Source organism: Streptomyces sp. NPDC001851 (assembly GCF_040297165.1).
GTDB lineage: Bacteria > Actinomycetota > Actinomycetes > Streptomycetales > Streptomycetaceae > Streptomyces.
Genome location: NZ_JBEOYR010000014.1, coordinates 228,819 through 252,356, shown reverse-complemented (window position 1 = coordinate 252,356; position 23,538 = coordinate 228,819). Strand labels below are relative to the sequence as shown.

Sequence of the window (23,538 nt, the reverse complement as noted above, 5' to 3'; positions counted from 1 at the left end):
AGGGTACGGCGGAGGGAGTTGCCGAGGGTGTAGCCGAAGCCCGGCTCCAGCGGCTCGATCACGAACCGGGAGCGGAACTCGTCGACGACCTCTTCGGTCAACGAGGGACGCTGAGCGATCAGCATGTGTGGATCAGATCCTTCATTCGTGGGCGCCCGCTATTTGACGCCCGACGGAAACCGCGCCCATGAAAAGCGCGGGTACTGCAAGGGTACGGGCGATACGGCCCTTTTACGGAGCCGTACCGCCCGAAAAGCCCTGAAGCAGCCGGTGCGTCAGACGCGGCGGCGCTTCGGCGGGCGGCAGCCGTTGTGCGGGGTCGGGGTGACGTCCTGGATGGAGCCGACCTCAAGGCCCGTGGCCTGCAGGGAGCGGATCGCGGTCTCACGACCGGAGCCCGGGCCCTTGACGAACACGTCGACCTTGCGCATGCCGTGCTCCTGGGCGCGGCGGGCAGCCGACTCGGCGGCCATCTGCGCGGCGAACGGCGTGGACTTCCGGGAGCCCTTGAAGCCGACGTGGCCGGCGGAGGCCCAGGAGATCACGTTGCCGGACGGGTCCGTGATCGAGACGATCGTGTTGTTGAACGTGCTCTTGATGTGCGCGTGGCCGTGAGCGACGTTCTTCTTTTCCTTGCGGCGCACCTTCTTGGCAGCGCCCTGACGTCCCTTGGGGGGCATCTACTAACTCCTACGGGAGGTGGTCGGTCCTACAGCGAAGACCGTGGACAGGTGTCCGCTGCGGACTACTTCTTGCCCGGCTTCTTCTTGCCGGCGATGGCGCGACGCGGGCCCTTGCGGGTACGGGCGTTGGTGCTGGTGCGCTGACCGCGGACGGGCAGACCGCGACGGTGACGGAGACCCTGGTAGCAGCCGATCTCGACCTTGCGGCGGATGTCGGCCTGGATCTCGCGACGGAGGTCACCCTCGGTCTTGATGTTGTTGTCGACGTACTCGCGGATCGCGACCAGCTGCTCTTCGGTCAGGTCACGAACACGGGTGTTCGGGTCGACGCCGGTCGCAGCCAGCGTCTCCTTCGAGAGGGTCCGGCCGATGCCGAACACGTAGGTGAGGGCGACCTCCACGCGCTTTTCGCGCGGGATGTCAACACCGGAAACGCGTGCCATTCAATGGCTCCTGGTGATCTTCGGAGGTCTTCCACAGAACCGGCTCCCGGCCGCCGTACCAGGTACGAACCGGGTCCCCGGCCTCCGAACCGGGGGTGTCAAGCCGCTCGCGACGGCTTGGGTCCTGCGTATGAACATATTCAGCTCGCGTCGCGCGAATCTCTGCGATGGAGGTGCAGAGGGTTCAGGTCGTGCGTCAGCCCTGGCGCTGCTTGTGGCGCGGGTTCTCGCAGATGACCATGACCCGACCGTGACGGCGGATCACCCTGCACTTGTCGCAGATCTTCTTGACGCTCGGCTTGACCTTCATTGGATTGAGGTTCTCCGGGTCAGTGCCACCACCCCGCCGAGACGGGATGCGGGCAAGATCTACTTGTACCGGTAGACGATCCGGCCACGCGTCAGGTCGTACGGAGAAAGCTCCACCACGACCCGGTCGTCAGGGAGGATGCGGATGTAGTGCATACGCATCTTGCCGCTGATGTGTGCCAGGACCTGGTGGCCGTTCTGGAGCTCGACCTTGAACATGGCGTTCGGAAGAGACTCGACGACAGTGCCCTCGATCTCGATGGCACCTTGCTTCTTGGCCACGCTTCGCCCTTCGAATCGACTACCTTGACCGGCTTTCGTCACACTCGCAAGCACGCAGGCATGAGGGTGCACGAGAGCCGACGAGTCAGTCTACGTCGGCACACCGGGAAAGGCGAATCGAGAAAGTCTGCCCCATGAGGGAGATCCCTATGCCAGGGGGTCGGGAGCAGCCGTGATGCCGTACTCCGCCAGCTTCGCCTTGCCGCCGTCGGGAGCGGTGAGCACCAGCGGGCCCTCCGCCGTCAGCGCGACGGAGTGCTCCCAGTGGGAGGACCAGGTGCCGTCCGTGGTGATGACCGTCCAGTCGTCCGACAGGACCTCCGTGCGCGGAGTGCCGAGCGACACCATGGGCTCGATCGCGAGGCAGAAGCCGGGCACCAGCTTGGGGCCCTTGCCGCGGCGCCGGTCGACGTAGTTCAGCAGGTGCGGGTCCATGTGCATCTCGGTGCCGATGCCGTGGCCGCCGTAGTCCTCGATGATCCCGTACTTGCCGCCGCCCGGCTTGGGCTGGCGGCGGATGTACGTCTCGATGGCCCGCGAGACGTCGACCAGGCGGTTGCCCTGCTTCATGGCCGCGATGCCGGCCCACATCGACTCCTCGGTCACCCGGGAGAGCTCGACCAGCTCCGGGGCGTGACCGGAGCCCACGAAGGCCGTGTAGGCGGCGTCGCCGTGCCAGCCGTCGATGATCGCGCCGCAGTCGATGGAGATGATGTCGCCGTCCTTGAGGACGACGTCGTCGGAGGGGATGCCGTGGACGACCACGTCGTTCACCGAGGTGCAGATGGTCGCGGGGAAGCCGCCGTAGCCCAGGAAGTTCGACTTGGCGCCGTGCTCGGCGAGGACCTTGCGGGCGACCTCGTCGAGGTCCTTGGTGGAGGCGCCGGGCACCGCGGCCTCACGGGTGGCCGCGTGGATGGCGGCTACGACCAGGCCCGCCGCACGCATCTTCGCGATCTGCTCGGGCGTCTTGATCTGCACCATGGGGCCTGCGCTCTCCCTCACTCACATCGACTGGGTTACGTACACAACAGTACGGCCGCGGCGCCCGGTGAAGGGCACCGCGGCCGGTAGGACCGCGATCTACTTGCTCTTGAGTGCCGCCAGCGCCCGCTGCGTGATCTCGTCCACCGGGCCCAGGGAGGAGATCGTCACGACCAGGCCCTGCGCCTTGTAGTAGTCGATGATCGGCTCGGTCTGCGTGTGGTAGACCTCCAGCCGCTTGCGGACGGTGTCCTCGGAGTCGTCGTCGCGCTGGTACAGCTCGCCGCCGCAGACGTCGCAGACGCCTTCCTTCTTCGGCTTGCTGTACGTCACGTGGAAGACGTGCGAGGAGTCGTTGCGGCAGATGCGGCGGCCGGCGATGCGCTTGACGACCTCGTCCTCCGGGACCTCCAGGTCCAGGACCGCGTCCAGCGTGATGCCCTCGGTGCGCAGCAGCTCGTCCAGCGCCTCGGCCTGCGAGACGTTCCGCGGGAAGCCGTCCAGCAGGAAGCCGCCCTCGGCGTCCGGCTGCTCCATGCGGTCCTTGGCCATGGCGATGGTGACCTCGTCCGGGACGAGGTTGCCGGCGTCCATGTAGGACTTCGCGAGCTTGCCCAGCTCCGTCTGCTGGCTGATGTTGGCCCGGAAGAGGTCACCCGTGGAGATGTGCGGGATCGCCAGCTTCTCTGCGAGACGGACGGCTTGCGTTCCCTTACCGGCACCCGGCGGCCCGACGAGGACGATACGCATCAGCGGAGGAACCCTTCGTAATTGCGCTGCTGGAGCTGGCTCTCGATCTGCTTCACCGTCTCAAGACCGACACCCACGATGATCAGGATGCTGGTCCCGCCGAAGGGGAAGTTCTGGCTTGCCCCGAAGCCGACCAACGCCATTGTCGGTACGAGAGCGATCAGACCCAGATACAGCGAACCCGGCCAGGTGATCCGGTTGAGCACGTAGCTGAGGTACTCAGCGGTCGGTCGGCCAGCCCGGATGCCCGGGATGAAGCCACCATACTTCTTCATGTTGTCGGCGACTTCCTCGGGGTTGAAGGAGATCGCCACGTAGAAGAACGCGAAGAACACGATGAGCAAGAAGTACAGAGTGATGTAAATCGGGTGGTCGCCCTTGGTGAGGTTCTGCTGGATCCACTGCTTCCAGTGCGAATTGCCCCCCGCGAACTGCGCCACGAGTGCCGGGATGTAGAGCAGCGAGGAGGCGAAGATGACGGGAATCACACCCGCCTGGTTCACCTTGAGCGGGATGTACGTGGACGTACCACCGTAGGAACGACGGCCGATCATGCGCTTGGCGTACTGGACCGGGATGCGGCGCTGGGCCTGCTCGACGAAGACGACCAGACCGACCATGACCAGGCCGACCAGGATCACGGTGCCGAACTCGATCCAGCCGCCGGCCAGGGTGCCCTGCTTCTTGATCGCCCACAGGGCGGACGGGAAGGTCGCGGCGATCGAGATGAACATCAGAATCGACATGCCGTTGCCGATGCCGCGGTCGGTGATCAGCTCACCGAGCCACATCACGACGGCCGTACCGGCGGTCATGCAGATGACCATGGTGATCGTCGTGAAGATCGCCTGGTCGGGGACGATGCTCGACGCGACCGAGCAGCCGTTGAAGAGCGCGCCGCTGCGGGCGGTGGCGACCAGGCCGGTGCCCTGCAGGATGGCGAGCGCCACGGTGAGATAGCGGGTGTACTGCGTGATCTTCGCCGTGCCGGCCTGGCCCTCCTTCTTGAGGGCTTCCAGGCGCGGGATGACCACGGTCAGCAGCTGAAGGATGATGCTGGCCGTGATGTACGGCATGATGCCGAGCGCGAAGACCGTGATCTGCAGCAGCGCACCGCCGCTGAACATGTTCACGAGGCCGAACAGGCCCTGGTTGCCCTGGGCCTCGGTCACACACCGCTGGACGGCCTGGTAGTTGACGCCGGGGATCGGGATGTGGGTACCGACCCGGTAGACCACGATGATGGCCAGCGTGAAGAGCAGCTTCTTGCGCAGGTCGGGCGTCCTGAACGCCCGGGCGAACGCGGTGAGCACGGTGCCTCCTGCGACCCCCGCGCAACTGCGTCAAGGGTGACGGTCTTGAGGTTCGACGGATACAGACGAATAGCTAACGGTCAACTGCCGCTCAGGGTGCCCCATGGGAAGCACCCGGTGAAAGTAGGCAGTGCTGGCCACCTTACCGGCGAGAGCCCCGCCCTAGGAACGACCAACCGGGGATACCCCTTTTGTGGAGTATCCCCGGTCGGGATCGTTCACGTCATCGAGTGGACCTGAGGGGCTCAGACCAGCTCGGTGACCGTACCGCCGGCGGCGGTGATCTTCTCCTTGGCGGAGCCGGAGACGGCGTCGACCGTCACCTGCAGCGCCACCGAGATCTCGCCCTGGCCGAGGACCTTGACGAGGCTGTTCTTGCGAACGGCACCCTTGGCCACCAGCGACTCGACGGTGACCTCGCCACCCTCCGGGTAGAGCGCGGCCAGCTTGTCGAGGTTCACGACCTGGTACTCGGTCTTGAACGGGTTCTTGAAGCCCTTCAGCTTCGGGAGGCGCATGTGCAGCGGCATCTGGCCACCCTCGAAGCGCTCCGGAACCTGGTAGCGGGCCTTGGTGCCCTTGGTACCACGACCGGCCGTCTTACCCTTCGACGCCTCACCACGACCCACACGGGTCTTGGCGGTCTTGGCGCCCGGGGCGGGACGGAGGTTGTGGATCTTCAGCGGGTTCTGCTCCGCCATGATCAGTCGACCTCCTCGACCGTCACGAGGTGGCGGACGGTGTGCACCATTCCGCGGAACTCGGGGCGGTCCTCCTTGACGACCACGGTGTTGATCCCCTTGAGACCAAGCGACCGCAGGGTGTCACGGTGGTTCTGCTTGCTGCCGATGTAGGACTTGACCTGCGTGATCTTGAGCTGCGCCATGATTACGCACCCGCCCCGGCACGCGCACGGAGAAGAGCCGCGGGGGCGACGTCCTCAAGCGGCAGACCACGGCGGGCCGCGATCTCCTCGGGACGCTGCAGGCCCTTCAGGGCCTCCACGGTCGCGTGCACGATGTTGATGGCGTTGTCGGAGCCGAGCGACTTCGACAGCACGTCGTGGATACCGGCGCACTCCAGCACGGCACGCACCGGACCACCGGCGATCACACCGGTACCCGGGGACGCGGGCTTGAGCAGCACGACGCCGGCAGCCTTCTCACCCTGGATCGGGTGCGGGATGGTGCCCTGGATCCGGGGGACCTTGAAGAAGTGCTTCTTGGCCTCCTCAACGCCCTTGGCGATGGCGGCCGGCACCTCCTTGGCCTTGCCGTAACCGACACCCACGGTGCCGTCACCGTCGCCCACCACGACCAGCGCGGTGAAGCTGAAGCGACGACCACCCTTCACAACCTTGGCGACGCGGTTGATCGCGACAACGCGCTCAACGTACGCGGTCTTCTCGGCGGCAGCAGCGCCGCCGTCACGGCCCTTCCGGTCCCGCCGCTCGCCGCCACCGGCACCGCTTCCGCGGCGCTGGGGTCCAGCCATTGGATTACCTCTCTCTTTCCGCTAGCTACAAGCGGCTCAGAACTTGAGCCCGGCCTCGCGGGCGGCGTCCGCCAGGGCGGCGATGCGCCCGGCGTACTGGTTGCCACCACGGTCGAACACGACGGCCTCGACACCGGCGGCCTTGGCACGCTCGGCGACCAGGGCGCCGACCTGCTTGGCCTGCGCGGACTTGTCGGCCTCGCCGCCACGGATCGACGCGTCCAGGGTGGACGCCGACGCCAGGGTGTGGCCCTTCAGGTCGTCGATCACCTGCGCCACGATGTGGCGGTTGGAGCGGGTCACGACCAGACGGGGGCGCTCCGCCGTACCGGCGATCCGCTTGCGGATCCGGATGTGACGGCGCTTGATCGCGGCGCGCTTGTAGGCGTCGCCCTTGAGGATCTTCTGCCCGTATGCCATGGCTTACTTACCCGCCTTTCCGACCTTGCGGCGGATGACTTCGCCCTCGTACTTGACGCCCTTGGCCTTGTACGGGTCGGGCTTGCGCAGCTTGCGGATGTTGGCCGCAACCTCGCCGACCTTCTGCTTGTCGATGCCCTCGACCTGGAAGCGGGTCGGGGTCTCCACCTTGAAGGTGATCCCCTCGGGGGCCTCGACCAGGATCGGGTGGCTGTAACCGAGAGCGAACTCCAGGTTCGAACCCTTGGCGGTCACGCGGTAACCGACACCGCTGATCTCGAGCTTCTTCACGTAACCCTGGGTCACGCCGGTGATCATGTTCGCCACCAGCGTGCGGGACAGGCCGTGGAGGGCCTTGTTCTGACGCTCGTCGTTGGGGCGGGTCACCTGCAGGGTGCCGTCCTCGCCCTTGGCGACCTCGATCGGCGCCGAGACGGTGTGGGTCAGCTCGCCCTTGGGGCCCTTGACCGAGACCGTACGGCCGTCGATGGTGACGTCCACGCCGGCGGGAACCGCGATGGGGAGCTTGCCGATGCGCGACATAGCTGTTTCCTCCGTTCCCTTCTGCTACCAGACGTAGGCGAGGACTTCCCCACCCACGCCCTTCTTGCCGGCCTGCTTGTCGGTGAGGAGCCCGTGCGACGTGGAGATGATCGCCACGCCGAGGCCGCCCAGCACCTTCGGCAGGTTGGTGGACTTCGCGTACACCCGGAGACCGGGCTTGGAGATCCGCTTGATGCCCGCGATGGAGCGCTCACGGTTCGGGCCGAACTTCAGCTCGAGGGTGAGGTTCTTGCCGACCTCGGCGTCCTCGACGCGCCAGCCCGTGATGAAGCCCTCCTGCTGGAGGATCTCCGCGATGTGAGACTTGATCTTGGACGCCGGCATCGTCACGGTGTCGTGGTACGCCGAGTTCGCGTTCCGCAGACGAGTCAGCATGTCTGCGATCGGATCAGTCATGGTCATGAATTGGCCTGTGGCCTTTCTCGCCGGGGTTTCCTATATGCGCCATCCCTCTCCCCGTACTTCTTGAGACGGGACGGGTGCGGCGCGGGGACCTACGGCGTAGTAAGTCGTTCAGGGCGGCAGAGGCCCAACCCTCCTAGCCTAAGCCATGAGGGCGGGGTCCCCTGCCGTCCCGGTTGCTTACCGAGAGGTCCAGGAATCCCTAATAAGGGGATTACCAGGAGCTCTTGGTCACGCCCGGCAGCTCGCCACGGTGAGCCATCTCACGAAGGCACACGCGGCACAGGCCGAACTTGCGGTACACGGAGTGCGGACGGCCGCAGCGCTGGCAGCGGGTGTAGCCACGCACACCGAACTTGGGCTTGCGAGCAGCCTTGGCAATCAGAGCCTTCTTCGCCATCTCGCTCACGCCTCCTTGAACGGGAAGCCGAGGTGACGAAGGAGCGCACGGCCCTCAGCGTCGTTGGTCGCCGTGGTCACCACGGTGATGTCCATGCCCCGGGTACGGTCGATCTTGTCCTGGTCGATCTCGTGGAACATGACCTGCTCCGTGAGACCGAAGGTGTAGTTGCCACGGCCGTCGAACTGCTTGGGGGACAGGCCGCGGAAGTCGCGGATGCGCGGCAGCGCGAGCGACAGGGTGCGGTCCAGGAACTCCCACATGCGGTCGCCACGGAGCGTGACGTGGGCACCGATCGGCTGGCCCTCACGCAGCTTGAACTGCGCGATGGACTTGCGGGCCTTGGTGACGGCCGGCTTCTGACCGGTGATCGTGGTGAGGTCGCGGATGGCGCCCTCGATCAGCTTGGAGTCGCGGGCGGCGTCGCCCACACCCATGTTGACCACGATCTTCACGAGGCCGGGAACCTGCATGACGTTCTCGTACTTGAACTCGTCACGCAGCTTGCCCGCGATCTCCTCGCGGTACTTCGTCTTCAGACGCGGAGTCGTGGTGGTAGCCATCAGATGTCCTCACCCGTCCGCTTGGCAACGCGGATCTTGTTGCCCTCTTCGTCGAAGCGGTAACCGACACGCGTGACGACCTTGTTGCCGTCCTTCTCCACGACCAGCTGAACGTTGGACACGTGGATCGGGGCCTCGGTGGTCACGATGCCGCCGGCCTGGGAACCGCGAGCGGTCGGACCGGCCTTGGTGTGCTTCTTGACCCGGTTGACACCCTCGACCAGGACACGCTCCTCGCGCGGGTAAGCGGCAATGACCTTGCCCTGCTTGCCCTTGTCCTTGCCGGTGATGACCTGGACCAGGTCGCCCTTCTTGATCTTCATGCTTACAGCACCTCCGGCGCGAGCGAGATGATCTTCATGAACTTCTTCTCGCGCAGCTCACGGCCGACCGGGCCGAAGATGCGGGTGCCGCGAGGGTCGCCGTCGTTCTTCAGAATGACGGCGGCGTTCTCGTCGAAGCGGATGTACGAGCCGTCCGGACGGCGGCGCTCCTTGACGGTGCGAACGATGACCGCCTTGACGACGTCACCCTTCTTCACGTTGCCACCGGGGATCGCGTCCTTGACGGTGGCGACGATGACGTCACCGATGCCCGCGTAGCGGCGACCGGAGCCACCGAGCACACGGATGCAAAGGATCTCCTTCGCACCAGTGTTGTCGGCGACACGCAGTCGCGACTCCTGCTGGATCACGTCTATCTCCTGATCGTCTGCCGGTTCCCCGGGGGCCGTCTTTCAACGGCCCCCGGAGCCTGGCGGAACTGACCTGCGGGGTTTGCCCCGCAGGAAATTACTTGGCCTTCTCGAGGATCTCGACGACGCGCCAGCGCTTCGTCGCGGACAGCGGCCGGGTCTCCATCAGGAGGACGCGGTCGCCGACACCCGCGGCGTTCTGCTCGTCGTGCGCCTTGAGCTTGTTGGTACGGCGGATGACCTTGCCGTACAGCGCGTGCTTGACGCGGTCCTCGACGGCGACGACGACGGTCTTGTCCATCTTGTCGCTGACGACGAGACCCTCACGGGTCTTGCGGAAGCCGCGGGCCTCTGCAGTCTGCTCAGTCACGTTGCTCTCACTCATCAGGCGCTCTCCACCGTCTCGATGCCCAGCTCGCGCTCACGCATCAGGGTGTAGATCCGCGCGATGTCCTTGCGGACGGCCTTCAGCCGACCGTGGTTCTCGAGCTGACCGGTCGCCGCCTGGAAGCGGAGGTTGAACAGCTCTTCCTTGGCCTCGCGGAGCTTCGCCAGAAGCTCCTCGTTGCCCAGCTCGCGCAGCTCGGACGCCTTGGTACCGGCCGACATCACGCTTCACCTGCCTCGCGCTTGACGATCCGGCACTTCATCGGCAGCTTGTGGGCCGCACGGGTCAGCGCCTCACGGGCGATCTTCTCGTTGGGGTACGACAGCTCGAACATCACACGTCCGGGCTTGACGTTGGCGATCCACCACTCCGGGGAACCCTTACCGGAACCCATGCGGGTCTCGGCCGGCTTCTTGGTGAGGGGACGGTCCGGGTAGATGTTGATCCAGACCTTGCCGCCACGCTTGATGTGGCGGGTCATCGCGATACGAGCCGCCTCGATCTGGCGGTTCGTCACGTAGGCCGGGGTCAGCGCCTGGATGCCGTACTCGCCGAACGCAACCTGCGTTCCACCCTTGGACATACCGTTGCGCTTCGGGTGGTGCTGCTTGCGGTGCTTGACCCTACGGGGGATCAGCATGACGGTCAGGCCTCCGTTCCGGTGCTCTCAGCCGGAGCGGCGGCGGGAGCCTCGGCCTTGGGGGCCTCGGCGCCGGCAGCCTGCTGCGGCTTGCGACCGCGCCGCTCGCCACCGCGGCCACCACGGGCCGGGCGGTCGGCGCCACCGCGGGCCGGGCGGTTACCCGCACGGGCGGCAGCGTTCTCGGCGCGGACCTCGGCGATGTTCTTGACGTCGCCCTTGTAGATCCAGACCTTCACACCGATGCGGCCGAAGGTCGTCTTGGCCTCGAAGAAGCCGTAGTCCACGTTCGCGCGGAGCGTGTGCAGGGGCACGCGGCCCTCGCGGTAGAACTCCGAGCGGGACATCTCGGCGCCGCCGAGGCGGCCACCGCACTGGATCTTGATGCCCTTGGCGCCGGCCTTCATCGCCGACTGCATGCTCTTGCGCATGGCACGGCGGAAGGAGACGCGGGAGGACAGCTGCTCGGCGACGGCCTGGGCCACCAGCTGAGCGTCCGTCTCCGGGTTCTTGACCTCGAGGATGTTCAGCTGGACCTGCTTGCCGGTCAGCTTCTCCAGGTCACCGCGGATGCGGTCGGCCTCGGCGCCGCGGCGGCCGATGACGATGCCCGGGCGAGCGGTGTGGATGTCCACGCGGACGCGGTCACGGGTGCGCTCGATCTCCACCTTGGAGATACCGGCGCGCTCCATGCCGGACGTCATCATCCGACGGATGGCGACGTCTTCCTTGACGTAGTCCTTGTACAGCTTGTCGGCGTACCAACGCGACTTGAAGTCGGTCGTGACACCGAGCCGGAACCCATGCGGGTTAACCTTCTGGCCCATTACCGGGTTCCTTCCTTGCTGCTGACGACCACGGTGATGTGGCTGGTCCGCTTGCGGATCCGGTAGGCACGGCCCTGGGCACGCGGACGGAACCGCTTCAGGGTCGGGCCCTCGTCGACGTAGGCCTCGGAGATGTAGAGGCTGTCGGCGTCGGTGTGGTCGTAGTTGTGCGCGGCGTTGGCAATGGCGCTGTCGAGCACCTTGCCGACCGGCACGGAGGCTGCCTGCGGAGCGAATCGCAGAACAGCCTGGGCCTCCGTGGCGTCCATGCCACGGATGAGGTCCACCACGCGGCGGGCCTTCATGGGCGTGACGCGGATGTACCGCGCCTGGGCCCTGGCTTCCATGGTTGTCCCTTCAGTTACTTACGTGTCTGAATGCGATCCGCTACTAGCGGCGCTTCGACTTCCGGTCTTCCTTGACGTGACCCCGGAAGGTGCGCGTCGGCGAGAACTCGCCGAGCTTGTGGCCGACCATCGACTCGGTGACGAACACCGGGATGTGGGTCTTGCCGTTGTGCACCGCGAGCGTGTGGCCCAGCATGGCCGGGACGATCATCGAGCGGCGGGACCAGGTCTTGATGACGTTCTTGGTGCCGGCTTCGTTCTGGGCGTCCACCTTCTTGATCAGGTGGTCGTCGACGAAGGGCCCCTTCTTCAGGCTACGAGGCATCTCAACCCGTCCTTAGCGCTTCTTGTTCGTCTTGCGGCGGCGGACGATGTACTTGTTCGACGCCTTCTTGGGCGAACGAGTACGGCCTTCCTTCTTGCCCCACGGGGACACAGGGTGACGACCACCGGAGGTCCGGCCCTCACCACCACCGTGCGGGTGGTCAACCGGGTTCATCACGACACCACGGACGGTCGGGCGAACGCCCAGCCACCGCTTACGGCCGGCCTTACCCCAGTTGATGTTGCTCTGCTCGGCGTTGCCGACCTCGCCGATGGTGGCGCGGCAGCGGACGTCGACCAGGCGGACCTCACCGGACGGCATGCGCAGGTGGGCGTAGGAGCCCTCCTTCGCGAGCAGCTGCACGGAGGCACCGGCGGAGCGGGCGAACTTGGCACCGCCACCGGGACGGAGCTCGATCGCGTGGATCGTGGTACCGACCGGGATGTTGCGGAGGGCCAGGTTGTTGCCCGGCTTGATGTCGGCCCCGGGACCGTTCTCGACGCGGTCACCCTGCTGCAGGTTGCGCGGGGCGAGGATGTAGCGCTTCTCGCCGTCGGCGTAGTGCAGCAGCGCGATGCGCGCGGTGCGGTTGGGGTCGTACTCGATGTGCGCGACCTTCGCCGGCACGCCGTCCTTGTCGTGACGACGGAAGTCGATCACGCGGTAGGCGCGCTTGTGTCCGCCACCCTGGTGGCGAACGGTCACACGACCGGCGTTGTTACGGCCGCCCTTGCTGTGCAGGGGGCGGACCAGCGACTTCTCCGGCGTGGACCGCGTGACCTCGACGAAGTCGGCGACGCTGGCGCCACGACGGCCCGGCGTAGTCGGCTTGTACTTGCGGATTCCCATTTCTCAGTCCTCGTCCGATATCGGACGATCCGGACCGCCCTTAGGCGGTCGGACCGCCGAAGATGTCGATACGGTCGCCCTCGGCGAGGGTCACGATCGCGCGCTTGGTGGCGGCACGCTGACCGAAGCCGGTCTTCGTGCGCTTGCGCTTGCCCTGACGGTTGATCGTGTTGACCCCGGTGACCTTGACGTCGAAGACCGCCTGGACGGCCTGCTTGATCTGGGTCTTGTTGGCGCCCGGGGCGACGACGAACGTGTACTTGTTCTCGTCGAGGAGCGCGTAGCTCTTCTCGGAGACAACCGGCTTGAGCAGCACGTCACGGGGGTCCGTGAAGGACTTGCTCAGCGGGGTCTCGACGGTGTTCTTGCCCTCGGCGGCGTGACGGCGCGCCTTGGCGACGCGCGCGGCCTTGGCCGCCTTGGCGGCCTTCGAGGCAATGCTCGGGTGACGCGTAGCCATCAGGCCTCGCTCCCTTCGGTGTCAGCGGCCTTGGGGCCAGACACGAAGGACTCGAAAGCGGCCTGGGTGAAGACCACGTCGTCCGAGACGAGAACGTCGTACGTGTTCAGCTGGCCCGGCTCCAGGATGTGGACCTGGGGCAGGTTACGGGCGGACAGCCACGCGGCCTCGTCGGCGCGGTCGACGACCAGGAGCAGGTTCTTGCGCTCCGAGATCTTGCCGAACAGCGACTTGGCGGCCTTGGTGCTGGGGGTCCCGCCCTCGACCACGCCGGAGACGACGTGGATGCGGTTGTGACGCGCCCGGTCGGTGAGGGCACCGCGCAGGGCGGCGGCCTTCATCTTCTTCGGGGTGCGCTGCGAGTAGTCGCGCGGCACGGGACCGTGCACGACGCCACCACCGGCGAACTGCGGCGCGCGGGTCGAACCCTGGCGGGCGCGACCGGTGCCCTTCTGGCGGTACGGCTTCTTGCCGCCACCACGGACTTCACCGCGGGTCTTGGTCTTGTGCGTGCCCTGGCGGGCAGCGGCCAGCTGCGCGACGACGACCTGGTGGATCAGCGGAACGCTGACCTTGGCGTCGAAGATCTCCGCGGGGAGCTCGACGGAACCGGCCTTCTCGCCAGCCGGCGAAAGGATGTCAACAGTGCTCATCGGTTACCTCAGGCCCCCTTGGCCGCGGTGCGGACCAGGACGAGGCCGCCGTTCGGACCGGGAACCGCGCCCTTGATGAGCAGCAGACCCTTCTCCGCGTCAACGGCGTGGACGGTCAGGTTCTGGGTGGTGACCCGCTCGTTGCCCATGCGACCCGCCATGCGGAGGCCCTTGAACACACGGCCCGGGGTGGCGCAGCCACCGATGGAACCGGGGGAGCGGTGCTTGCGCTGGGTGCCGTGTCCGGCGCCGAGGCCACCGAAGTTGTGGCGCTTCATGACACCGGCGAAGCCCTTGCCCTTGCTCTTGCCGGTGACGTCGACCTTCACGCCGGCCTCGAACACCTCGGCGGTGATCTCCTGGCCCAGCGTGTACTCGGAGGCGTCCGCGGTGCGGATCTCGACGAGGTGACGACGGGGGGTGACGTCGGCCTTGGCGAAGTGGCCCTTGAGGGGCTTGTTCACCTTGCGCGGGTCGATCTCGCCGAAGGCGATCTGGACCGACTCGTAGCCGTCGACGTCGTTGGTACGAACCTGGGTCACGACGTTGGGGCCGGCCTTGACGACGGTGACCGGAACAACACGGTTGTTCTCGTCCCACACCTGCGTCATGCCGAGCTTCTCGCCCAGGATGCCCTTGATCTGCTTAGCCATTCTCAGCCCACCAGCCTCAGAGCTTGATCTCGATGTCGACACCGGCCGGCAGGTCGAGTCGCATCAGAGAGTCAACGGTCTTGGGGGTCGGGTCGAGGATGTCGATCAGGCGCTTGTGCGTGCGCATCTCGAAGTGCTCGCGCGAGTCCTTGTACTTGTGCGGCGACTTGATGACGCAGTACACGTTCTTCTCAGTGGGCAGCGGCACCGGGCCCGCGACCGACGCACCAGTGCGGGTCACCGTCTCGACGATCTTCTTCGCCGAGGAGTCGATGACCTCGTGGTCGTAGGCCTTGAGCCGGATGCGGATCTTCTGTCCCGCCATGGCTACTCAGTAGTCCTGTCTCTTCTCACGCTCTGGAACCCGGCGGATTCCTTCTGCTGCCGTCACTCCTCCGACCCACGCGGTCGGGCGTGTCGCGCTCCCGCTGACACAGATGCCCCTTGTTCGAACATCCCTGCGGGGAATGCGACGGCCCTTCCGGAACCGCGGACCGGGGACCTCGGGCCCACCGGGCGCCTGGCCGGTGCCGCGCCCACACTTCCCGGAAGATTCCCGTACGTCCGCCCCAGTGCTGCCATTCAGGCAGTTAGGGCGACGAGTACTGTGGGACTCGCTTCCGGTCCTCCCGGCGGGAGGCGCGCAGCATCAACACTCGACCGAGCAACTCGGACAGTCTGCCATATGGGGTGGGCAGACCGCCAATCGAGCCGTAGAGATTACCCCGGGCGTGACGTAGGTCAAACCGGGGGCGGAGGCCGGCCGGTCCTGGGGCGGCCCCGCGAGGCGATGCCGGCGCGTGAAGGTCTTGTGGACACCTTCGGGACGCGTGCGACCACCCCGGGGTGCGGTGGCCGGCGACGATCACTCTTGTGCCACCGTTTGTCGCATGACTGACTTGGGGAGGGGCGGCGAGCAGGCGCCGTTTCGACGCTCACGTCTCGCCGACTACGCGGACATGGCCGGTCCCGCACGGCACCCGGATTCTCCACCGGCCTCCGCCACGCAGACGACTGCCAGGACATCGGCCCGCCGGCCACAGGCCGGGTCACAGGCCGCGGCCGCACCGCCGCCCGGCTCGCCCGAGGCCGACCAGGCAGGGGCCGACGCCCGGCGGAGCCGGTTCACCGAGGCGCTCGCGACGTTCCGGGACACGGCCGTGCTCGTCCCTGTCCAGGACCAGGGGTGGCTGACCGTCGATTTCGGTCGTGTCCGCTGGATCATGGCGTTCTCCGACGAGCCGGCGCTCGCGCGCTACGCGCTGGCCCGGGGCCAGGGCGGCGAGGAGTGGGCGTACGAGACGGTGCTCGGCGCCCGGCTTCTCGACACGGCCGTCCCGCGGGCGGGGGTGCCCTGCGGTGTCGCGCTGGACGCGGCCGACGGCGAGGAACGCGCGGTGCTGTTTCCGCCGGTCGCGGGGATCGTTCCGGACGCGTACGCGGTCAACAGGGGATATGCGGGCGACGCGGCTGCGACCGGCCCGGCGGAGGAGGAGCGATGAACGGGGGCGCGGGAGCGCCGGCAAGCGGAGCGGACCTCGCGGCCGGCGGCCTCGACGAGATCGCGCAGGGGCTCACCCTGGCCCTGGGCGAGCTGAAGGACCTCGGCATGGTCGGCATGGCGGGTGCCGGGCGGGGCTTCAGCCAGCTGGAACTGTCCGGCCTGGAACTGGGCGACGAGACCCTCACGGGCACCTTCCACTCCTTCTGCGAGCGCTGGGAGTGGGGCGTGCGCTCGCTGATCAACGAGGGCAACGCCCTGGCCGCGAAGACGGGCATGGCGGCCGGGACGTACTACGAGACCGATCAGTACGTCAAAGGCACGATGAAGATCGGGCTGAACTCGCTGATCGGAAATCCGCACGCGTCGGAGGACGAGGTCACCAAGCAGGGGTGGGGCCAGATCGCCACCCAGGACCTGCACCCCGACTACAGCAAGCAGTCCTTCGAGCGGGCCTACGACACCAGTCTCCAGGGCTGGAAGGATGCCGGCCGCGACGTGATGACGTCCCACATCACCGGCCTGCCGGGCATGAACCCGGCGGACATGCACGGCGCCTTCGGCGTGTCGGACTCGCAGTACGACAAGTTCCTCGACGACACCTTCGGCCCCTCGCCCGAGGAGCGCGCCCGGATGCAGCAGGGCGGGGGTGAGGGCTGATGGGCCTCCTCGGGGACATCGGGCACGGCCTGGAGGACGGTGCCAACTGGGCCCTCGACAAAGGCGAGAAGCTCGCCGACGACACCAAGAAGGTGGTCGGCGCAGGCATCGACTACGGCGCTCACAAGATCGGCCAAGGGCTTGACGCGGCCGGCTACCACGGCGCGGCCCGGAAAGTGGAGGACTGGGGCGACGAGATCGCCTCGGACCTCGGTGCCACGCCTGGCGAGCAGCAGCTCGGCGAGAGCGACGACCCCAAGGATCTGGTGCACGGCGACCACGGCAAGATCGTGGCGACCGCCAAGCACCTGAAGGACTTCTTCACCGCCTTCGAAAAGGTCAGCGCCGGCCTGAAGAAGGTGGACTCCTCCGGCTGGAAGGGCCACGGCGGTGACGCCTTCCGCAAGAAGCTCGACGTGCACCCGGCGAAGTGGCTGTACGCGGCCGACGCGTGCGAGGCCGCCTCGGACGCGCTGACGGCCTACGCGGAGACCGTGAAGTGGGCGCAGGAGCAGGCCAGGGAAGCCATCGCGCTCTACGCGCACGGCAAGAAGGCGTCCGAGTCGGCCGTCAGCGCGTACAACAAGCGCATCGACGCCTACAACGCGAAGATCAAGGCGAACGAGGACCCGGGCCCGGAGCCCGAGCCGTTCCACGACCCCGGCAAGGCCGACATCGAGGCAGCCCGGCAGAAGCTCGGTGAAGCGCGCAAACAGCGCAACACCGCCGCCACCACCGCCAACGGCAAGATCAAGGCGGCCCTGGCCCACGCGCCTGCTGAGCCGCCGCCGCTGGACCGCCTCGGCGACGATTTCACGGACGGCGCACAAGCCGCCACCACGGAGCTGCTGCACGTCGCCGGCGGCGTGGTCAAGGGCACGGCCGGGCTGGTCAACTTCGTACGCGGCCTCGACCCGATGGACCCGTACAACCTCACCCACCCGGCCGAGTACCTGCAGGGCGTCTCGATGACGCTCTCCGGTCTGGTCTCGACGGCCGCGCACCCCGAGCGGGCGCTCAAGGCAGCCGTTGACGGCTTCGAGAAGGACCCTTCCGAGTTCATGGGCCGACTGCTGCCGCAGCTGGTCGGCACGGACGGCGCCGGCCTCGCGGCCGGCGGCCTGCGCACGGCAGCGGAGGAGGGCGCGGAGGTCACAGCCGCGAACATGGCCAAGGGCGGCCTGGAACACGCGGGCGCGGATGCCGCCGCGGGAACGAAGTGGAGCCATCTGGCACGGTCCACGGACCATGTGTCCGAGGAGGCCATTCACTACCACTCGGTGGATCCGGCCACGGCGGACAAGTTCCTGGACGACGAGTTCCCGTTCATCAAGGACGTCAACAACACCGGCATGCCCGGATACACACAGAACTGCAGTCACAACGTCGTGGCGGTGGAACGCCGGCTGAACGGTGAAGAGGTCAGTGCCGCGCCCAAGCACGCACCCGACCATGTCGACCCGAAGGAGCTCGGACTCCATGACAGACCCAAGGGGGTCTACGACAAGGTGGACTCCTACGATGACCTCGTCCGCGATCTCCGGTCGCGAGGAGTGGGTTCCAGGAGTGCCGTGTACATCGCCCGGCCCGACGGTACGGCGCACATCTTCCAGGGATTGAACACGGAGCACGGTGTCGTGTTCCTGGATGGTCAGCGCGGGGGTCTCGGAATCCTTGAGCCGAATGTCTCCTATATCGGGCACATCCCGTATCGAAATGGAGTTGGATGATGCTGACCAGGGATGAAGCAGCGGCGGCGGCCGCCCACTTCCTGAAGACCCTCGCCTACCCCGACCGGGCCGAATCCGTGGTCGTACTGCCGGACACGGCCATCGAGTTTCCTTACGGCTGGACGGTGCGCTTCGACTTCAGGGAGCACCTCGACACGGGCGACCCGATGATGGCTCCGTTCAGCTCCGTCGTCGTCGTGCCGCACGCCGGGGCGGGTGCCCACCTCCCCCCGACTCATCTCCCCGTGGCCGAGTACATGGACCTGTGTGCAACCGGTAACTGGCCCCCGCAGAAGGGCCGTTGACATTGTCGAGCAGTCCCGTACAGCGGGCCACGGCCTGGCTGCACATGACCTACGGCGGGCTGGTGGAGCTGGCCTCGCCCCACCCGGTGCACGAGACGGCCACGGCATGGCTGCTGGCCTGCCGGACCCTGCCCCAGCCGGGATACCCGCACACGCCCATGCTCACGTCATCCGTCGTGGTGCCGAGGGACGGTGGCTCGCCCTTCCATCCAGCACCGAGTACTCCCCTCGCGGACCTGGAGCCCGCCGGGCCGCAGGAAGCCGCCGCCCGCGTCGTGGACCAGCCGCGCCGGATCAATGCCCGCGGCTGCGTGATCGCCGTCCACACCGCGATCAACGGCTGTCCCTCGGTGGCATTGCCCTGGCGCCCGGCCGATGAGGCACCCGGCTGGTGGATCAGGATGGGCCGCCGGTATTTCCCGGGCTTCGAGAAGGTCGCCGTCGGCGACTGGGACGACGTGGTGAGGGCAGTCGCCGAGCCCGGACCGGACACCCGGGGCCTGGTCTGGGTACGCCGCGAGATCGGCGGCCGAGAGGCCAGTGGGAACCTGCTGTACGCCCACAACCACAAAGGCCAGGTCGTTCTCCTGGACGGCCTGACAGCTTCACTCGGCCGGCTCGACACAGCGCCGCTGCTGCGCGAGATCGTCCTCCTCCGGGCCCTGCCCGGGGCGTCCGCGGGTCGCCGCCCTCCGTGGCGGCGAACGGCACCCGACTTCGCCTCGGCGGTCGCGAAGGCCCGGCTCTGGCTCGACGACACCTATCGCGGGCAGGTGGAACTGGACCGGCCGACCGCCCAGGACGAGACGCAGCGCGGTTGGGTCTTCTCCTGCAACAGCAGGCGCTTCCTGAATGACGGGCAGTGGCAGAACGCCATGCTGGACGCGACGGTGGTCGTACCGAAGGACGACACCGCGCCGTTCGGTCTGCCGAACTCGGACCCCTGGGCCTGGCTGGCCCGCTGGGACGCCGGCGAGGATCCGGGCACGGCAAGCCTGCCCGCACCGCCTGCCGCGGAGCATGCGTCATGGTACGAGCCGACGATCGCCCAACTCGGCCAGGTGTTGTCCGTGACGGAGCATCCGGACTGGCAGGCGACGCTGGACGCGGTGTCGGCGCTGCCGGTCGGTGCCCGCGCCCTGGTATGGGTCCGCCGCACGGACGGCCGCGGCCGCGAGGCTGTGGGCTGGCTGGTGAACGCGGTGCGGCAACAGGATGGCGTCTTGGTCATCGACGGTTCGTCGGACAAGCCGGTGTCCTTCGACCCGACGGGCGTACACGGCCTGCACGTCATCCGCTACCGGTGACTCCGATTCGTCAGCGTCGGTTCGTTCCGGCAACCAAGGCGCAGCGAATTGGCCCACTCTCGGCGGACAGGACTGCATCTCGGAGTGGGTCAGAACGGATTCCTACCCGACACCGGTGCAACCGGAGGGCGACATTGCGGGGGCGATCGCAACGGGGTTGATGTCCTCCGGCCACTGAAGCAGATCGCCGTACGCCACCAGAGCCCTATCCTTGTTGTTCTGACAGCCAAGGGCGACCACGACTTCCGCCGACCCGTCGTACCGGACGAAGCCCGGCCAACCGTTGCCGAGCGGCGCCACCTGCCCCTGCGCCTTCAGGGTTGCAAGGTCCATGACTTCTGGTTACCGCCCCTTGTCCTGACCGCCGACCGCCGACCTATCCGCGTAGGCCACGCGAATACACCGCGTGTGACATGGGTAAACCGGGGGCTGCACGTGGGGATCACAGTCTGAACAGGACCCCGCGCCATGTCCACCCCGCGCTGAGGACCGCCTCCTGCAGAGGTGTCTTCAGCTCTGCGGAGTCAAAGAGGAACTCCTCCGTCGTCTGGAGTCTGCCATCAGCACCCCGCTCGACCGTCCAGCGCCGGGAGACCGTCCTGGCCTGCCCGCGGGACTGCTCTGCCGACAATGTCAGCCGAGGTGTTCCCCCGATCCAGTTGACTTCCCACTGCCGGTCGAGAGCACGGACTTCGTGGCTCTCCGGGACGAGGCGCATCCGGATCTGAATGGTTCGGCTCACCTGCGTCCGGGCGAAGAATGCGTGCCAGGCGGGATCCCGGATACGCCACTCTGCCACCAGTTCGGAGCCTTCAGCGGCACCAGCGCGCACGACATAGGGCAGATCCGGCCGGTTGATCGCGAGCAATGCCGCACGGACCTCTTGGGCAGATCGCGGTGCGACGCCACCTTTCGGGCGCTTGGTGCCGGTGAACAGGTCGAAAAAGCCCATTGGATCAACCACCTGTAAATGTCTGATTACTCATTATGTGATCAATGGGCCGTGGGACGCACTAGGATGCCGCCCCGGCGTCTGGACGAACTGTTCGAATGAACTCCTGGAAATCCGCCAGGACGGCGTCGTGCTGTGCCGCAGTGGCGGTCAGGTACGCCCGGATCACCGCCCGCTTACTCGGATCCTCGGCGTCCAGCAGGGCCAGATACACCTGGGACTGGACGAGGCCACGACGCGCCCCGCCCACGACGGCTGAGAACGTCAGCCTCTGGGTCAAGGCGGGCGCGGCCTCGGAGCCAACCTCGCGTCGGCTCACCACCACCACCGAATCGGCGACTCCTTGCAAGCGCTGAACCGACTCGTCGGCGAGTTCGGACAGCGCCGCACCCGGACGGAACTCGCCGTCGACGGTGATGTTCGCGGTGAAACCAGCGTCCGGCTGGGGATGGAGCGCGACGAAGGCAGCCTCAGGAGCGCCGATCTCCTCTGGAGGCGCCGGGCGCCACCCGTCCGGCAGGCGGAATTCGATCGGTACCGGCAGGGTCGAGGCCATCAGGGTCGTTCCTTCCACGGGGGTATCCATCAGAACAAACTGGTGAAGTCGTCCTTGAGTGAGCTCGCGGCGTGACCAACGGCGTCGGCCGCGTCTCCCACGGCATCGGCCGCATCGCCGGCGGCAGCGCTCACCTTGTCCGGGTCGATGGTGAACTCCGCGCCCACGGCGCCGCCGACTCCGAGCGCGGCGCCCACCTTCGTGCCGATGTGGAACTTACCGTCGTCGCCCTTGCCGAAGGTCACCTTGCCCTCCAGGCCTGCGCCGGCCCATCCCTCGGCCGTGGCACCGGCGCCGATCCCAGCGACCTCGCCTCCCACGGCGCCACCGGCCTTCGCCCCGGCGAACACCTTCCCGCCAGCGTTGAGGCCCTCGAGGCCCGCGCCGGCACTGGCCTGGGCTTCGGCACCGTCGAATCCGGTCCCCCTCACGTAGCCGCCGCCGAGATACCCGTAGTCGGCTCGCCCTTCCACCAGGGCCCGTGCTCCCGCAGATGTCTCGACGGATCCGGAGATGCCCTTGTCTGTCATGGCACCAGACGCCGACGCCCTGGCTCCCACTACGAGATCGCCGGTCATGGAGAGCTTCAGGTCTCCGTTGGACAGCGTTCCTTCCCCGGTCAGGTGGTCGAGGTCGGCGTATACCTTGGCCGAACCCTCTTTGCCGTACTTGGGACCACTGGCGGAGGCGCCGGCGCTGGGACCCGTCGCCTTGCCCGTGCCGTGCCACTGCCACCCGTCGGTCTTCGTGTGGGCCTTGTGGTCCTTGGACGGCTCCTCGGCCTTGTACTTGTCGAGGTCACCCTGTGCCTTGCCGTTGAAGCCGTTGAGGGTGCCGTCGGTGGCGTCGGCATCGACGACAACGGTCTTGAAAGCGAAATCGACGTCCTTGTCAGCATCGTCCAGGTCCTTCACGCACTGGTCGATGCGGGCCTGCCAGGAGGCGACGGACTTGCGGACGCTCTCCTGAGAGTCGGGGTCGTGTGCCAGTTCCTGGCGTTCCCCCGGGCTGAGCTTCCCGGTGTCGTACGAGACCACACCCTGGTCGGTTAGCTTCATGCCCGCTGCGATAGCCCCGTCCCGGGCCGACTCCAGTTTCTTGCGCAGGTCCACGAACTGGGTGTGCGCGTCACGGAGAAGCGAAGCGATCGCCTTGGCTTCGACCTGGGCCTTCTGGAACTCCTTGAGAGTCCAGCCGAGGCGTTGCTGGGCGACATCGCTGCTGTATCCCTGCCATGTCGGGCCAAGGGTAATGCCGTGTACATCCTTCGCGTACGCCGTCTCCTGCTTATGGAACTCCTTCGCCAGCCCGTCCCAGCGATCGGCTGCCGTGGTGAGCGTGGACAGGTCGGTCGTCATGATCTCGTGGTACGTCGGCACAGGGTCCCCGTTGAGTGCAATGGCATACGAGTGGGATCAGACAGAGGTCAGTTCTTCGGCGGCTGTGAGTACTGGTCCAACACCGACGGCCTGCGCACCGCCGCGCCGACACCGGTGTCCGTGCCCGTCAGTGTGCGGTTGACGGCCCGCAGCGCGCCCTTGTCCGCCAACAACATGTTCTCGAGATTCTTGACCTGCTCGCCCCACTTCTTGTGCGCCGCCTTGACGGCTCCGGACGTCAGCCAGCCACCCCCGTCCTTCGCACCGAACGCCTTCACCACAGCGTCTGTTTCGTGGTCCGCGTAGGCTCCTGCCGTGCGGGTGCCCGGCTCGATGTTTTTCTCGATCTCGTTCGCCGCGGCCTGCTTCTGAGCAGGCGACGACACCAGACGCGGCTGACCGCCGAAGGAACCGCCCCCGCCCCCTGGTTCGGCCAGTTGGTTCAGCCTCATGCCGACTGGCTGGGCAGCCGTGTTTCCGGTCATGTGCTGCTCTCCTGCTGTGTCAGCCACGAAGCCTTTACCCCCGTCTACGTGCGCATAGCGTGCACCTGCCAGGGTAGCGATCTGCCCACTGCCCCAGGGCGATGGGTGCTGATTTGTGACAAGCCCGCACCAACTCGTAAGACAACGGGCCAGGCAGGGGCCCTGGGGCAAGACCGGAGAGTAGCGGGCCCCACTGCTGCGGAGGGACCCATGCAGCGGC

The 23,538-nt window shown here is 67.0% G+C and carries 38 protein-coding genes and 1 pseudogene; 5 read left to right on the top strand and 34 right to left on the bottom strand.

The features are described from left to right. The 29 genes and pseudogenes from ABT171_RS22655 to rpsJ form a co-directional block, all read right to left on the bottom strand. Positions 1-125: pseudogene (locus ABT171_RS22655) on the bottom strand (DNA-directed RNA polymerase subunit alpha); the annotation flags it as partial. A gap of 150 nt (positions 126-275) precedes the next feature. Continuing rightward, positions 276-680, bottom strand: a complete 405-nt coding sequence (gene rpsK / locus ABT171_RS22650; protein WP_003956432.1) for a 30S ribosomal protein S11 — start codon at positions 678-680, stop codon at positions 276-278. 65 nt (positions 681-745) lie between these two features. Next, positions 746-1,126 (bottom strand): 30S ribosomal protein S13, encoded by a 381-nt coding sequence (rpsM, locus tag ABT171_RS22645; protein ID WP_023547369.1) that lies wholly within the window; start codon positions 1,124-1,126, stop codon positions 746-748. Between the two features lie 196 nt (positions 1,127-1,322). Next, positions 1,323-1,436 (bottom strand): 50S ribosomal protein L36, encoded by a 114-nt coding sequence (gene rpmJ, locus ABT171_RS22640; protein WP_003998809.1) that lies wholly within the window; start codon positions 1,434-1,436, stop codon positions 1,323-1,325. A 59-nt stretch (positions 1,437-1,495) separates the two neighbouring features. Then, complete coding sequence (gene infA / locus ABT171_RS22635) at positions 1,496-1,717, bottom strand: translation initiation factor IF-1 (protein WP_003948620.1); 222 nt, start codon at positions 1,715-1,717, stop codon at positions 1,496-1,498. A gap of 147 nt (positions 1,718-1,864) precedes the next feature. Further along, positions 1,865-2,701 carry a type I methionyl aminopeptidase gene (gene map, locus ABT171_RS22630; RefSeq protein WP_351246458.1) on the bottom strand — a complete coding sequence of 279 codons (837 nt, stop codon included), beginning with the start codon at positions 2,699-2,701 and terminating at the stop codon, positions 1,865-1,867. 99 nt (positions 2,702-2,800) lie between these two features. Further along, positions 2,801-3,451, bottom strand: coding sequence for an adenylate kinase (locus ABT171_RS22625; RefSeq protein WP_351246456.1), 651 nt, complete (start codon positions 3,449-3,451; stop codon positions 2,801-2,803). Then, positions 3,451-4,764 (bottom strand): preprotein translocase subunit SecY, encoded by a 1,314-nt coding sequence (gene secY, locus ABT171_RS22620; protein WP_351246454.1) that lies wholly within the window; start codon positions 4,762-4,764, stop codon positions 3,451-3,453. Before secY ends, ABT171_RS22625 begins: the two co-directional genes overlap by 1 nt. Before the next feature lie 245 nt (positions 4,765-5,009). After that, a complete protein-coding gene (gene rplO / locus ABT171_RS22615) occupies positions 5,010-5,465 on the bottom strand; it encodes a 50S ribosomal protein L15 (protein ID WP_095748086.1) in 456 nt (151 codons plus the stop codon). A 2-nt stretch (positions 5,466-5,467) separates the two neighbouring features. Further along, positions 5,468-5,650 (bottom strand): 50S ribosomal protein L30, encoded by a 183-nt coding sequence (gene rpmD, locus ABT171_RS22610; RefSeq protein WP_003998814.1) that lies wholly within the window; start codon positions 5,648-5,650, stop codon positions 5,468-5,470. Positions 5,651-5,652: 2 nt separating this feature from the next. Then, complete coding sequence (gene rpsE, locus ABT171_RS22605; protein ID WP_019753099.1) at positions 5,653-6,258, bottom strand: 30S ribosomal protein S5; 606 nt, start codon at positions 6,256-6,258, stop codon at positions 5,653-5,655. A gap of 36 nt (positions 6,259-6,294) precedes the next feature. After that, positions 6,295-6,678, bottom strand: a complete 384-nt coding sequence (gene rplR / locus ABT171_RS22600; protein ID WP_030641198.1) for a 50S ribosomal protein L18 — start codon at positions 6,676-6,678, stop codon at positions 6,295-6,297. A gap of 3 nt (positions 6,679-6,681) precedes the next feature. After that, positions 6,682-7,221, bottom strand: a complete 540-nt coding sequence (gene rplF, locus ABT171_RS22595; protein ID WP_351246451.1) for a 50S ribosomal protein L6 — start codon at positions 7,219-7,221, stop codon at positions 6,682-6,684. Between the two features lie 24 nt (positions 7,222-7,245). Further along, positions 7,246-7,644 carry a 30S ribosomal protein S8 gene (gene rpsH / locus ABT171_RS22590; protein ID WP_100827756.1) on the bottom strand — a complete coding sequence of 133 codons (399 nt, stop codon included), beginning with the start codon at positions 7,642-7,644 and terminating at the stop codon, positions 7,246-7,248. 214 nt (positions 7,645-7,858) lie between these two features. After that, on the bottom strand, positions 7,859-8,044 hold the full coding sequence (locus tag ABT171_RS22585; protein ID WP_003948630.1) for a type Z 30S ribosomal protein S14: 186 nt from the start codon (positions 8,042-8,044) through the stop codon (positions 7,859-7,861). Positions 8,045-8,049: 5 nt separating this feature from the next. Beyond that, complete coding sequence (rplE, locus tag ABT171_RS22580; protein ID WP_015658460.1) at positions 8,050-8,607, bottom strand: 50S ribosomal protein L5; 558 nt, start codon at positions 8,605-8,607, stop codon at positions 8,050-8,052. Beyond that, positions 8,607-8,930: a 50S ribosomal protein L24 gene (gene rplX, locus ABT171_RS22575; protein ID WP_003998822.1), complete on the bottom strand. Its 324-nt coding sequence runs from the start codon at positions 8,928-8,930 to the stop codon at positions 8,607-8,609. Before rplX ends, rplE begins: the two co-directional genes overlap by 1 nt. A 2-nt stretch (positions 8,931-8,932) precedes the next feature. Continuing rightward, complete coding sequence (rplN, locus tag ABT171_RS22570) at positions 8,933-9,301, bottom strand: 50S ribosomal protein L14 (RefSeq protein WP_003998823.1); 369 nt, start codon at positions 9,299-9,301, stop codon at positions 8,933-8,935. Positions 9,302-9,398: 97 nt separating this feature from the next. Further along, entirely contained in the window at positions 9,399-9,686 is a 288-nt protein-coding gene (gene rpsQ, locus ABT171_RS22565) for a 30S ribosomal protein S17 (protein WP_003992363.1), read from the bottom strand. Further along, positions 9,686-9,910, bottom strand: a complete 225-nt coding sequence (rpmC, locus tag ABT171_RS22560) for a 50S ribosomal protein L29 (RefSeq protein WP_003974259.1) — start codon at positions 9,908-9,910, stop codon at positions 9,686-9,688. Before rpmC ends, rpsQ begins: the two co-directional genes overlap by 1 nt. Beyond that, positions 9,910-10,329 carry a 50S ribosomal protein L16 gene (rplP, locus tag ABT171_RS22555; protein WP_009190136.1) on the bottom strand — a complete coding sequence of 140 codons (420 nt, stop codon included), beginning with the start codon at positions 10,327-10,329 and terminating at the stop codon, positions 9,910-9,912. The genes rpmC and rplP overlap by 1 nt, the downstream gene beginning before the upstream one ends. 5 nt (positions 10,330-10,334) lie before the next feature. Next, positions 10,335-11,156: a 30S ribosomal protein S3 gene (gene rpsC, locus ABT171_RS22550; RefSeq protein WP_014674374.1), complete on the bottom strand. Its 822-nt coding sequence runs from the start codon at positions 11,154-11,156 to the stop codon at positions 10,335-10,337. Further along, positions 11,156-11,503 carry a 50S ribosomal protein L22 gene (gene rplV / locus ABT171_RS22545; RefSeq protein WP_019329637.1) on the bottom strand — a complete coding sequence of 116 codons (348 nt, stop codon included), beginning with the start codon at positions 11,501-11,503 and terminating at the stop codon, positions 11,156-11,158. The genes rpsC and rplV overlap by 1 nt, the downstream gene beginning before the upstream one ends. A gap of 43 nt (positions 11,504-11,546) precedes the next feature. Beyond that, complete coding sequence (rpsS, locus tag ABT171_RS22540) at positions 11,547-11,828, bottom strand: 30S ribosomal protein S19 (protein WP_023547380.1); 282 nt, start codon at positions 11,826-11,828, stop codon at positions 11,547-11,549. A 12-nt stretch (positions 11,829-11,840) separates the two neighbouring features. After that, complete coding sequence (gene rplB / locus ABT171_RS22535; RefSeq protein WP_201832318.1) at positions 11,841-12,677, bottom strand: 50S ribosomal protein L2; 837 nt, start codon at positions 12,675-12,677, stop codon at positions 11,841-11,843. A gap of 40 nt (positions 12,678-12,717) precedes the next feature. Then, positions 12,718-13,137: a 50S ribosomal protein L23 gene (gene rplW / locus ABT171_RS22530; protein ID WP_351246447.1), complete on the bottom strand. Its 420-nt coding sequence runs from the start codon at positions 13,135-13,137 to the stop codon at positions 12,718-12,720. Then, a complete protein-coding gene (rplD, locus tag ABT171_RS22525; protein WP_351246445.1) occupies positions 13,137-13,790 on the bottom strand; it encodes a 50S ribosomal protein L4 in 654 nt (217 codons plus the stop codon). Before rplD ends, rplW begins: the two co-directional genes overlap by 1 nt. 8 nt (positions 13,791-13,798) lie before the next feature. Beyond that, positions 13,799-14,443 (bottom strand): 50S ribosomal protein L3, encoded by a 645-nt coding sequence (rplC, locus tag ABT171_RS22520; RefSeq protein ID WP_103781446.1) that lies wholly within the window; start codon positions 14,441-14,443, stop codon positions 13,799-13,801. A gap of 16 nt (positions 14,444-14,459) precedes the next feature. After that, on the bottom strand, positions 14,460-14,768 hold the full coding sequence (gene rpsJ / locus ABT171_RS22515; RefSeq protein WP_003948644.1) for a 30S ribosomal protein S10: 309 nt from the start codon (positions 14,766-14,768) through the stop codon (positions 14,460-14,462). A gap of 565 nt (positions 14,769-15,333) precedes the next feature. Here rpsJ and ABT171_RS22510 point away from each other — a divergent pair. Genes ABT171_RS22510 through ABT171_RS22490 form a run of 5 tightly spaced genes read left to right on the top strand, consistent with a single transcriptional unit; the run spans position 15,334 to position 19,946 of the window. Beyond that, complete coding sequence (locus tag ABT171_RS22510; protein ID WP_351246442.1) at positions 15,334-15,945, top strand: hypothetical protein; 612 nt, start codon at positions 15,334-15,336, stop codon at positions 15,943-15,945. After that, a complete protein-coding gene (locus ABT171_RS22505; protein WP_351246440.1) occupies positions 15,942-16,604 on the top strand; it encodes a hypothetical protein in 663 nt (220 codons plus the stop codon). Before ABT171_RS22510 ends, ABT171_RS22505 begins: the two co-directional genes overlap by 4 nt. After that, the gene (locus tag ABT171_RS22500) at positions 16,604-18,334 is read left to right on the top strand and encodes a putative T7SS-secreted protein (protein WP_351246438.1); all 1,731 of its coding nucleotides are present in this window, start codon (positions 16,604-16,606) and stop codon (positions 18,332-18,334) included. Before ABT171_RS22505 ends, ABT171_RS22500 begins: the two co-directional genes overlap by 1 nt. Continuing rightward, complete coding sequence (locus ABT171_RS22495; protein ID WP_351246436.1) at positions 18,334-18,639, top strand: YrhB domain-containing protein; 306 nt, start codon at positions 18,334-18,336, stop codon at positions 18,637-18,639. The genes ABT171_RS22500 and ABT171_RS22495 overlap by 1 nt, the downstream gene beginning before the upstream one ends. 2 nt (positions 18,640-18,641) lie before the next feature. After that, entirely contained in the window at positions 18,642-19,946 is a 1,305-nt protein-coding gene (locus ABT171_RS22490) for a YrhB domain-containing protein (protein ID WP_351246434.1), read from the top strand. 102 nt (positions 19,947-20,048) lie between these two features. On the opposite strand, the gene ABT171_RS22485 is transcribed toward ABT171_RS22490, so the two are convergent. From ABT171_RS22485 to ABT171_RS22465, 5 genes are all read right to left on the bottom strand, one after another. Continuing rightward, the gene (locus tag ABT171_RS22485) at positions 20,049-20,279 is read right to left on the bottom strand and encodes a hypothetical protein (RefSeq protein WP_351246432.1); all 231 of its coding nucleotides are present in this window, start codon (positions 20,277-20,279) and stop codon (positions 20,049-20,051) included. Between the two features lie 109 nt (positions 20,280-20,388). Next, positions 20,389-20,898, bottom strand: a complete 510-nt coding sequence (locus ABT171_RS22480) for a hypothetical protein (RefSeq protein WP_351246430.1) — start codon at positions 20,896-20,898, stop codon at positions 20,389-20,391. Positions 20,899-20,959: 61 nt separating this feature from the next. Then, positions 20,960-21,454: a hypothetical protein gene (locus tag ABT171_RS22475; RefSeq protein ID WP_351246428.1), complete on the bottom strand. Its 495-nt coding sequence runs from the start codon at positions 21,452-21,454 to the stop codon at positions 20,960-20,962. 29 nt (positions 21,455-21,483) lie between these two features. Next, entirely contained in the window at positions 21,484-22,812 is a 1,329-nt protein-coding gene (locus ABT171_RS22470; RefSeq protein WP_351246426.1) for a hypothetical protein, read from the bottom strand. A 68-nt stretch (positions 22,813-22,880) separates the two neighbouring features. Further along, positions 22,881-23,318 carry a hypothetical protein gene (locus tag ABT171_RS22465; protein ID WP_351246424.1) on the bottom strand — a complete coding sequence of 146 codons (438 nt, stop codon included), beginning with the start codon at positions 23,316-23,318 and terminating at the stop codon, positions 22,881-22,883. Positions 23,319-23,538 lie beyond the last annotated feature (220 nt).

Excerpts from the sequence above, each read along its gene's own strand:
- rpsK (WP_003956432.1), bottom strand. The coding sequence starts at position 680 with ATGCCCCCCAAGGGACGTCAGGGCGCTGCCAAGAAGGTGCGCCGCAAG.
- rpsM (WP_023547369.1), bottom strand. The coding sequence starts at position 1,126 with ATGGCACGCGTTTCCGGTGTTGACATCCCGCGCGAAAAGCGCGTGGAG.
- rpmJ (WP_003998809.1), bottom strand. The coding sequence starts at position 1,436 with ATGAAGGTCAAGCCGAGCGTCAAGAAGATCTGCGACAAGTGCAGGGTG.
- map (WP_351246458.1), bottom strand. The coding sequence starts at position 2,701 with ATGGTGCAGATCAAGACGCCCGAGCAGATCGCGAAGATGCGTGCGGCG.
- ABT171_RS22625 (WP_351246456.1), bottom strand. The coding sequence starts at position 3,451 with ATGCGTATCGTCCTCGTCGGGCCGCCGGGTGCCGGTAAGGGAACGCAA.
- rplO (WP_095748086.1), bottom strand. The coding sequence starts at position 5,465 with ATGGCGGAGCAGAACCCGCTGAAGATCCACAACCTCCGTCCCGCCCCG.
- rpmD (WP_003998814.1), bottom strand. The coding sequence starts at position 5,650 with ATGGCGCAGCTCAAGATCACGCAGGTCAAGTCCTACATCGGCAGCAAG.
- rpsE (WP_019753099.1), bottom strand. The coding sequence starts at position 6,258 with ATGGCTGGACCCCAGCGCCGCGGAAGCGGTGCCGGTGGCGGCGAGCGG.
- rplR (WP_030641198.1), bottom strand. The coding sequence starts at position 6,678 with ATGGCATACGGGCAGAAGATCCTCAAGGGCGACGCCTACAAGCGCGCC.
- rplF (WP_351246451.1), bottom strand. The coding sequence starts at position 7,221 with ATGTCGCGCATCGGCAAGCTCCCCATCGCGGTTCCCGCCGGCGTGGAC.
- rpsH (WP_100827756.1), bottom strand. The coding sequence starts at position 7,644 with ATGACCATGACTGATCCGATCGCAGACATGCTGACTCGTCTGCGGAAC.
- ABT171_RS22585 (WP_003948630.1), bottom strand. The coding sequence starts at position 8,044 with ATGGCGAAGAAGGCTCTGATTGCCAAGGCTGCTCGCAAGCCCAAGTTC.
- rplE (WP_015658460.1), bottom strand. The coding sequence starts at position 8,607 with ATGGCTACCACCACGACTCCGCGTCTGAAGACGAAGTACCGCGAGGAG.
- rplX (WP_003998822.1), bottom strand. The coding sequence starts at position 8,930 with ATGAAGATCAAGAAGGGCGACCTGGTCCAGGTCATCACCGGCAAGGAC.
- rpsQ (WP_003992363.1), bottom strand. The coding sequence starts at position 9,686 with ATGAGTGAGAGCAACGTGACTGAGCAGACTGCAGAGGCCCGCGGCTTC.
- rpmC (WP_003974259.1), bottom strand. The coding sequence starts at position 9,910 with ATGTCGGCCGGTACCAAGGCGTCCGAGCTGCGCGAGCTGGGCAACGAG.
- rplP (WP_009190136.1), bottom strand. The coding sequence starts at position 10,329 with ATGCTGATCCCCCGTAGGGTCAAGCACCGCAAGCAGCACCACCCGAAG.
- rpsC (WP_014674374.1), bottom strand. The coding sequence starts at position 11,156 with ATGGGCCAGAAGGTTAACCCGCATGGGTTCCGGCTCGGTGTCACGACC.
- rplV (WP_019329637.1), bottom strand. The coding sequence starts at position 11,503 with ATGGAAGCCAGGGCCCAGGCGCGGTACATCCGCGTCACGCCCATGAAG.
- rpsS (WP_023547380.1), bottom strand. The coding sequence starts at position 11,828 with ATGCCTCGTAGCCTGAAGAAGGGGCCCTTCGTCGACGACCACCTGATC.
- rplB (WP_201832318.1), bottom strand. The coding sequence starts at position 12,677 with ATGGGAATCCGCAAGTACAAGCCGACTACGCCGGGCCGTCGTGGCGCC.
- rplW (WP_351246447.1), bottom strand. The coding sequence starts at position 13,137 with ATGGCTACGCGTCACCCGAGCATTGCCTCGAAGGCCGCCAAGGCGGCC.
- rplD (WP_351246445.1), bottom strand. The coding sequence starts at position 13,790 with ATGAGCACTGTTGACATCCTTTCGCCGGCTGGCGAGAAGGCCGGTTCC.
- rplC (WP_103781446.1), bottom strand. The coding sequence starts at position 14,443 with ATGGCTAAGCAGATCAAGGGCATCCTGGGCGAGAAGCTCGGCATGACG.
- rpsJ (WP_003948644.1), bottom strand. The coding sequence starts at position 14,768 with ATGGCGGGACAGAAGATCCGCATCCGGCTCAAGGCCTACGACCACGAG.
- ABT171_RS22510 (WP_351246442.1), top strand. The coding sequence starts at position 15,334 with ATGACTGACTTGGGGAGGGGCGGCGAGCAGGCGCCGTTTCGACGCTCA.
- ABT171_RS22505 (WP_351246440.1), top strand. The coding sequence starts at position 15,942 with ATGAACGGGGGCGCGGGAGCGCCGGCAAGCGGAGCGGACCTCGCGGCC.
- ABT171_RS22500 (WP_351246438.1), top strand. The coding sequence starts at position 16,604 with ATGGGCCTCCTCGGGGACATCGGGCACGGCCTGGAGGACGGTGCCAAC.
- ABT171_RS22495 (WP_351246436.1), top strand. The coding sequence starts at position 18,334 with ATGCTGACCAGGGATGAAGCAGCGGCGGCGGCCGCCCACTTCCTGAAG.
- ABT171_RS22485 (WP_351246432.1), bottom strand. The coding sequence starts at position 20,279 with ATGGACCTTGCAACCCTGAAGGCGCAGGGGCAGGTGGCGCCGCTCGGC.
- ABT171_RS22480 (WP_351246430.1), bottom strand. The coding sequence starts at position 20,898 with ATGGGCTTTTTCGACCTGTTCACCGGCACCAAGCGCCCGAAAGGTGGC.
- ABT171_RS22475 (WP_351246428.1), bottom strand. The coding sequence starts at position 21,454 with ATGGCCTCGACCCTGCCGGTACCGATCGAATTCCGCCTGCCGGACGGG.
- ABT171_RS22470 (WP_351246426.1), bottom strand. The coding sequence starts at position 22,812 with ATGACGACCGACCTGTCCACGCTCACCACGGCAGCCGATCGCTGGGAC.
- ABT171_RS22465 (WP_351246424.1), bottom strand. The coding sequence starts at position 23,318 with ATGACCGGAAACACGGCTGCCCAGCCAGTCGGCATGAGGCTGAACCAA.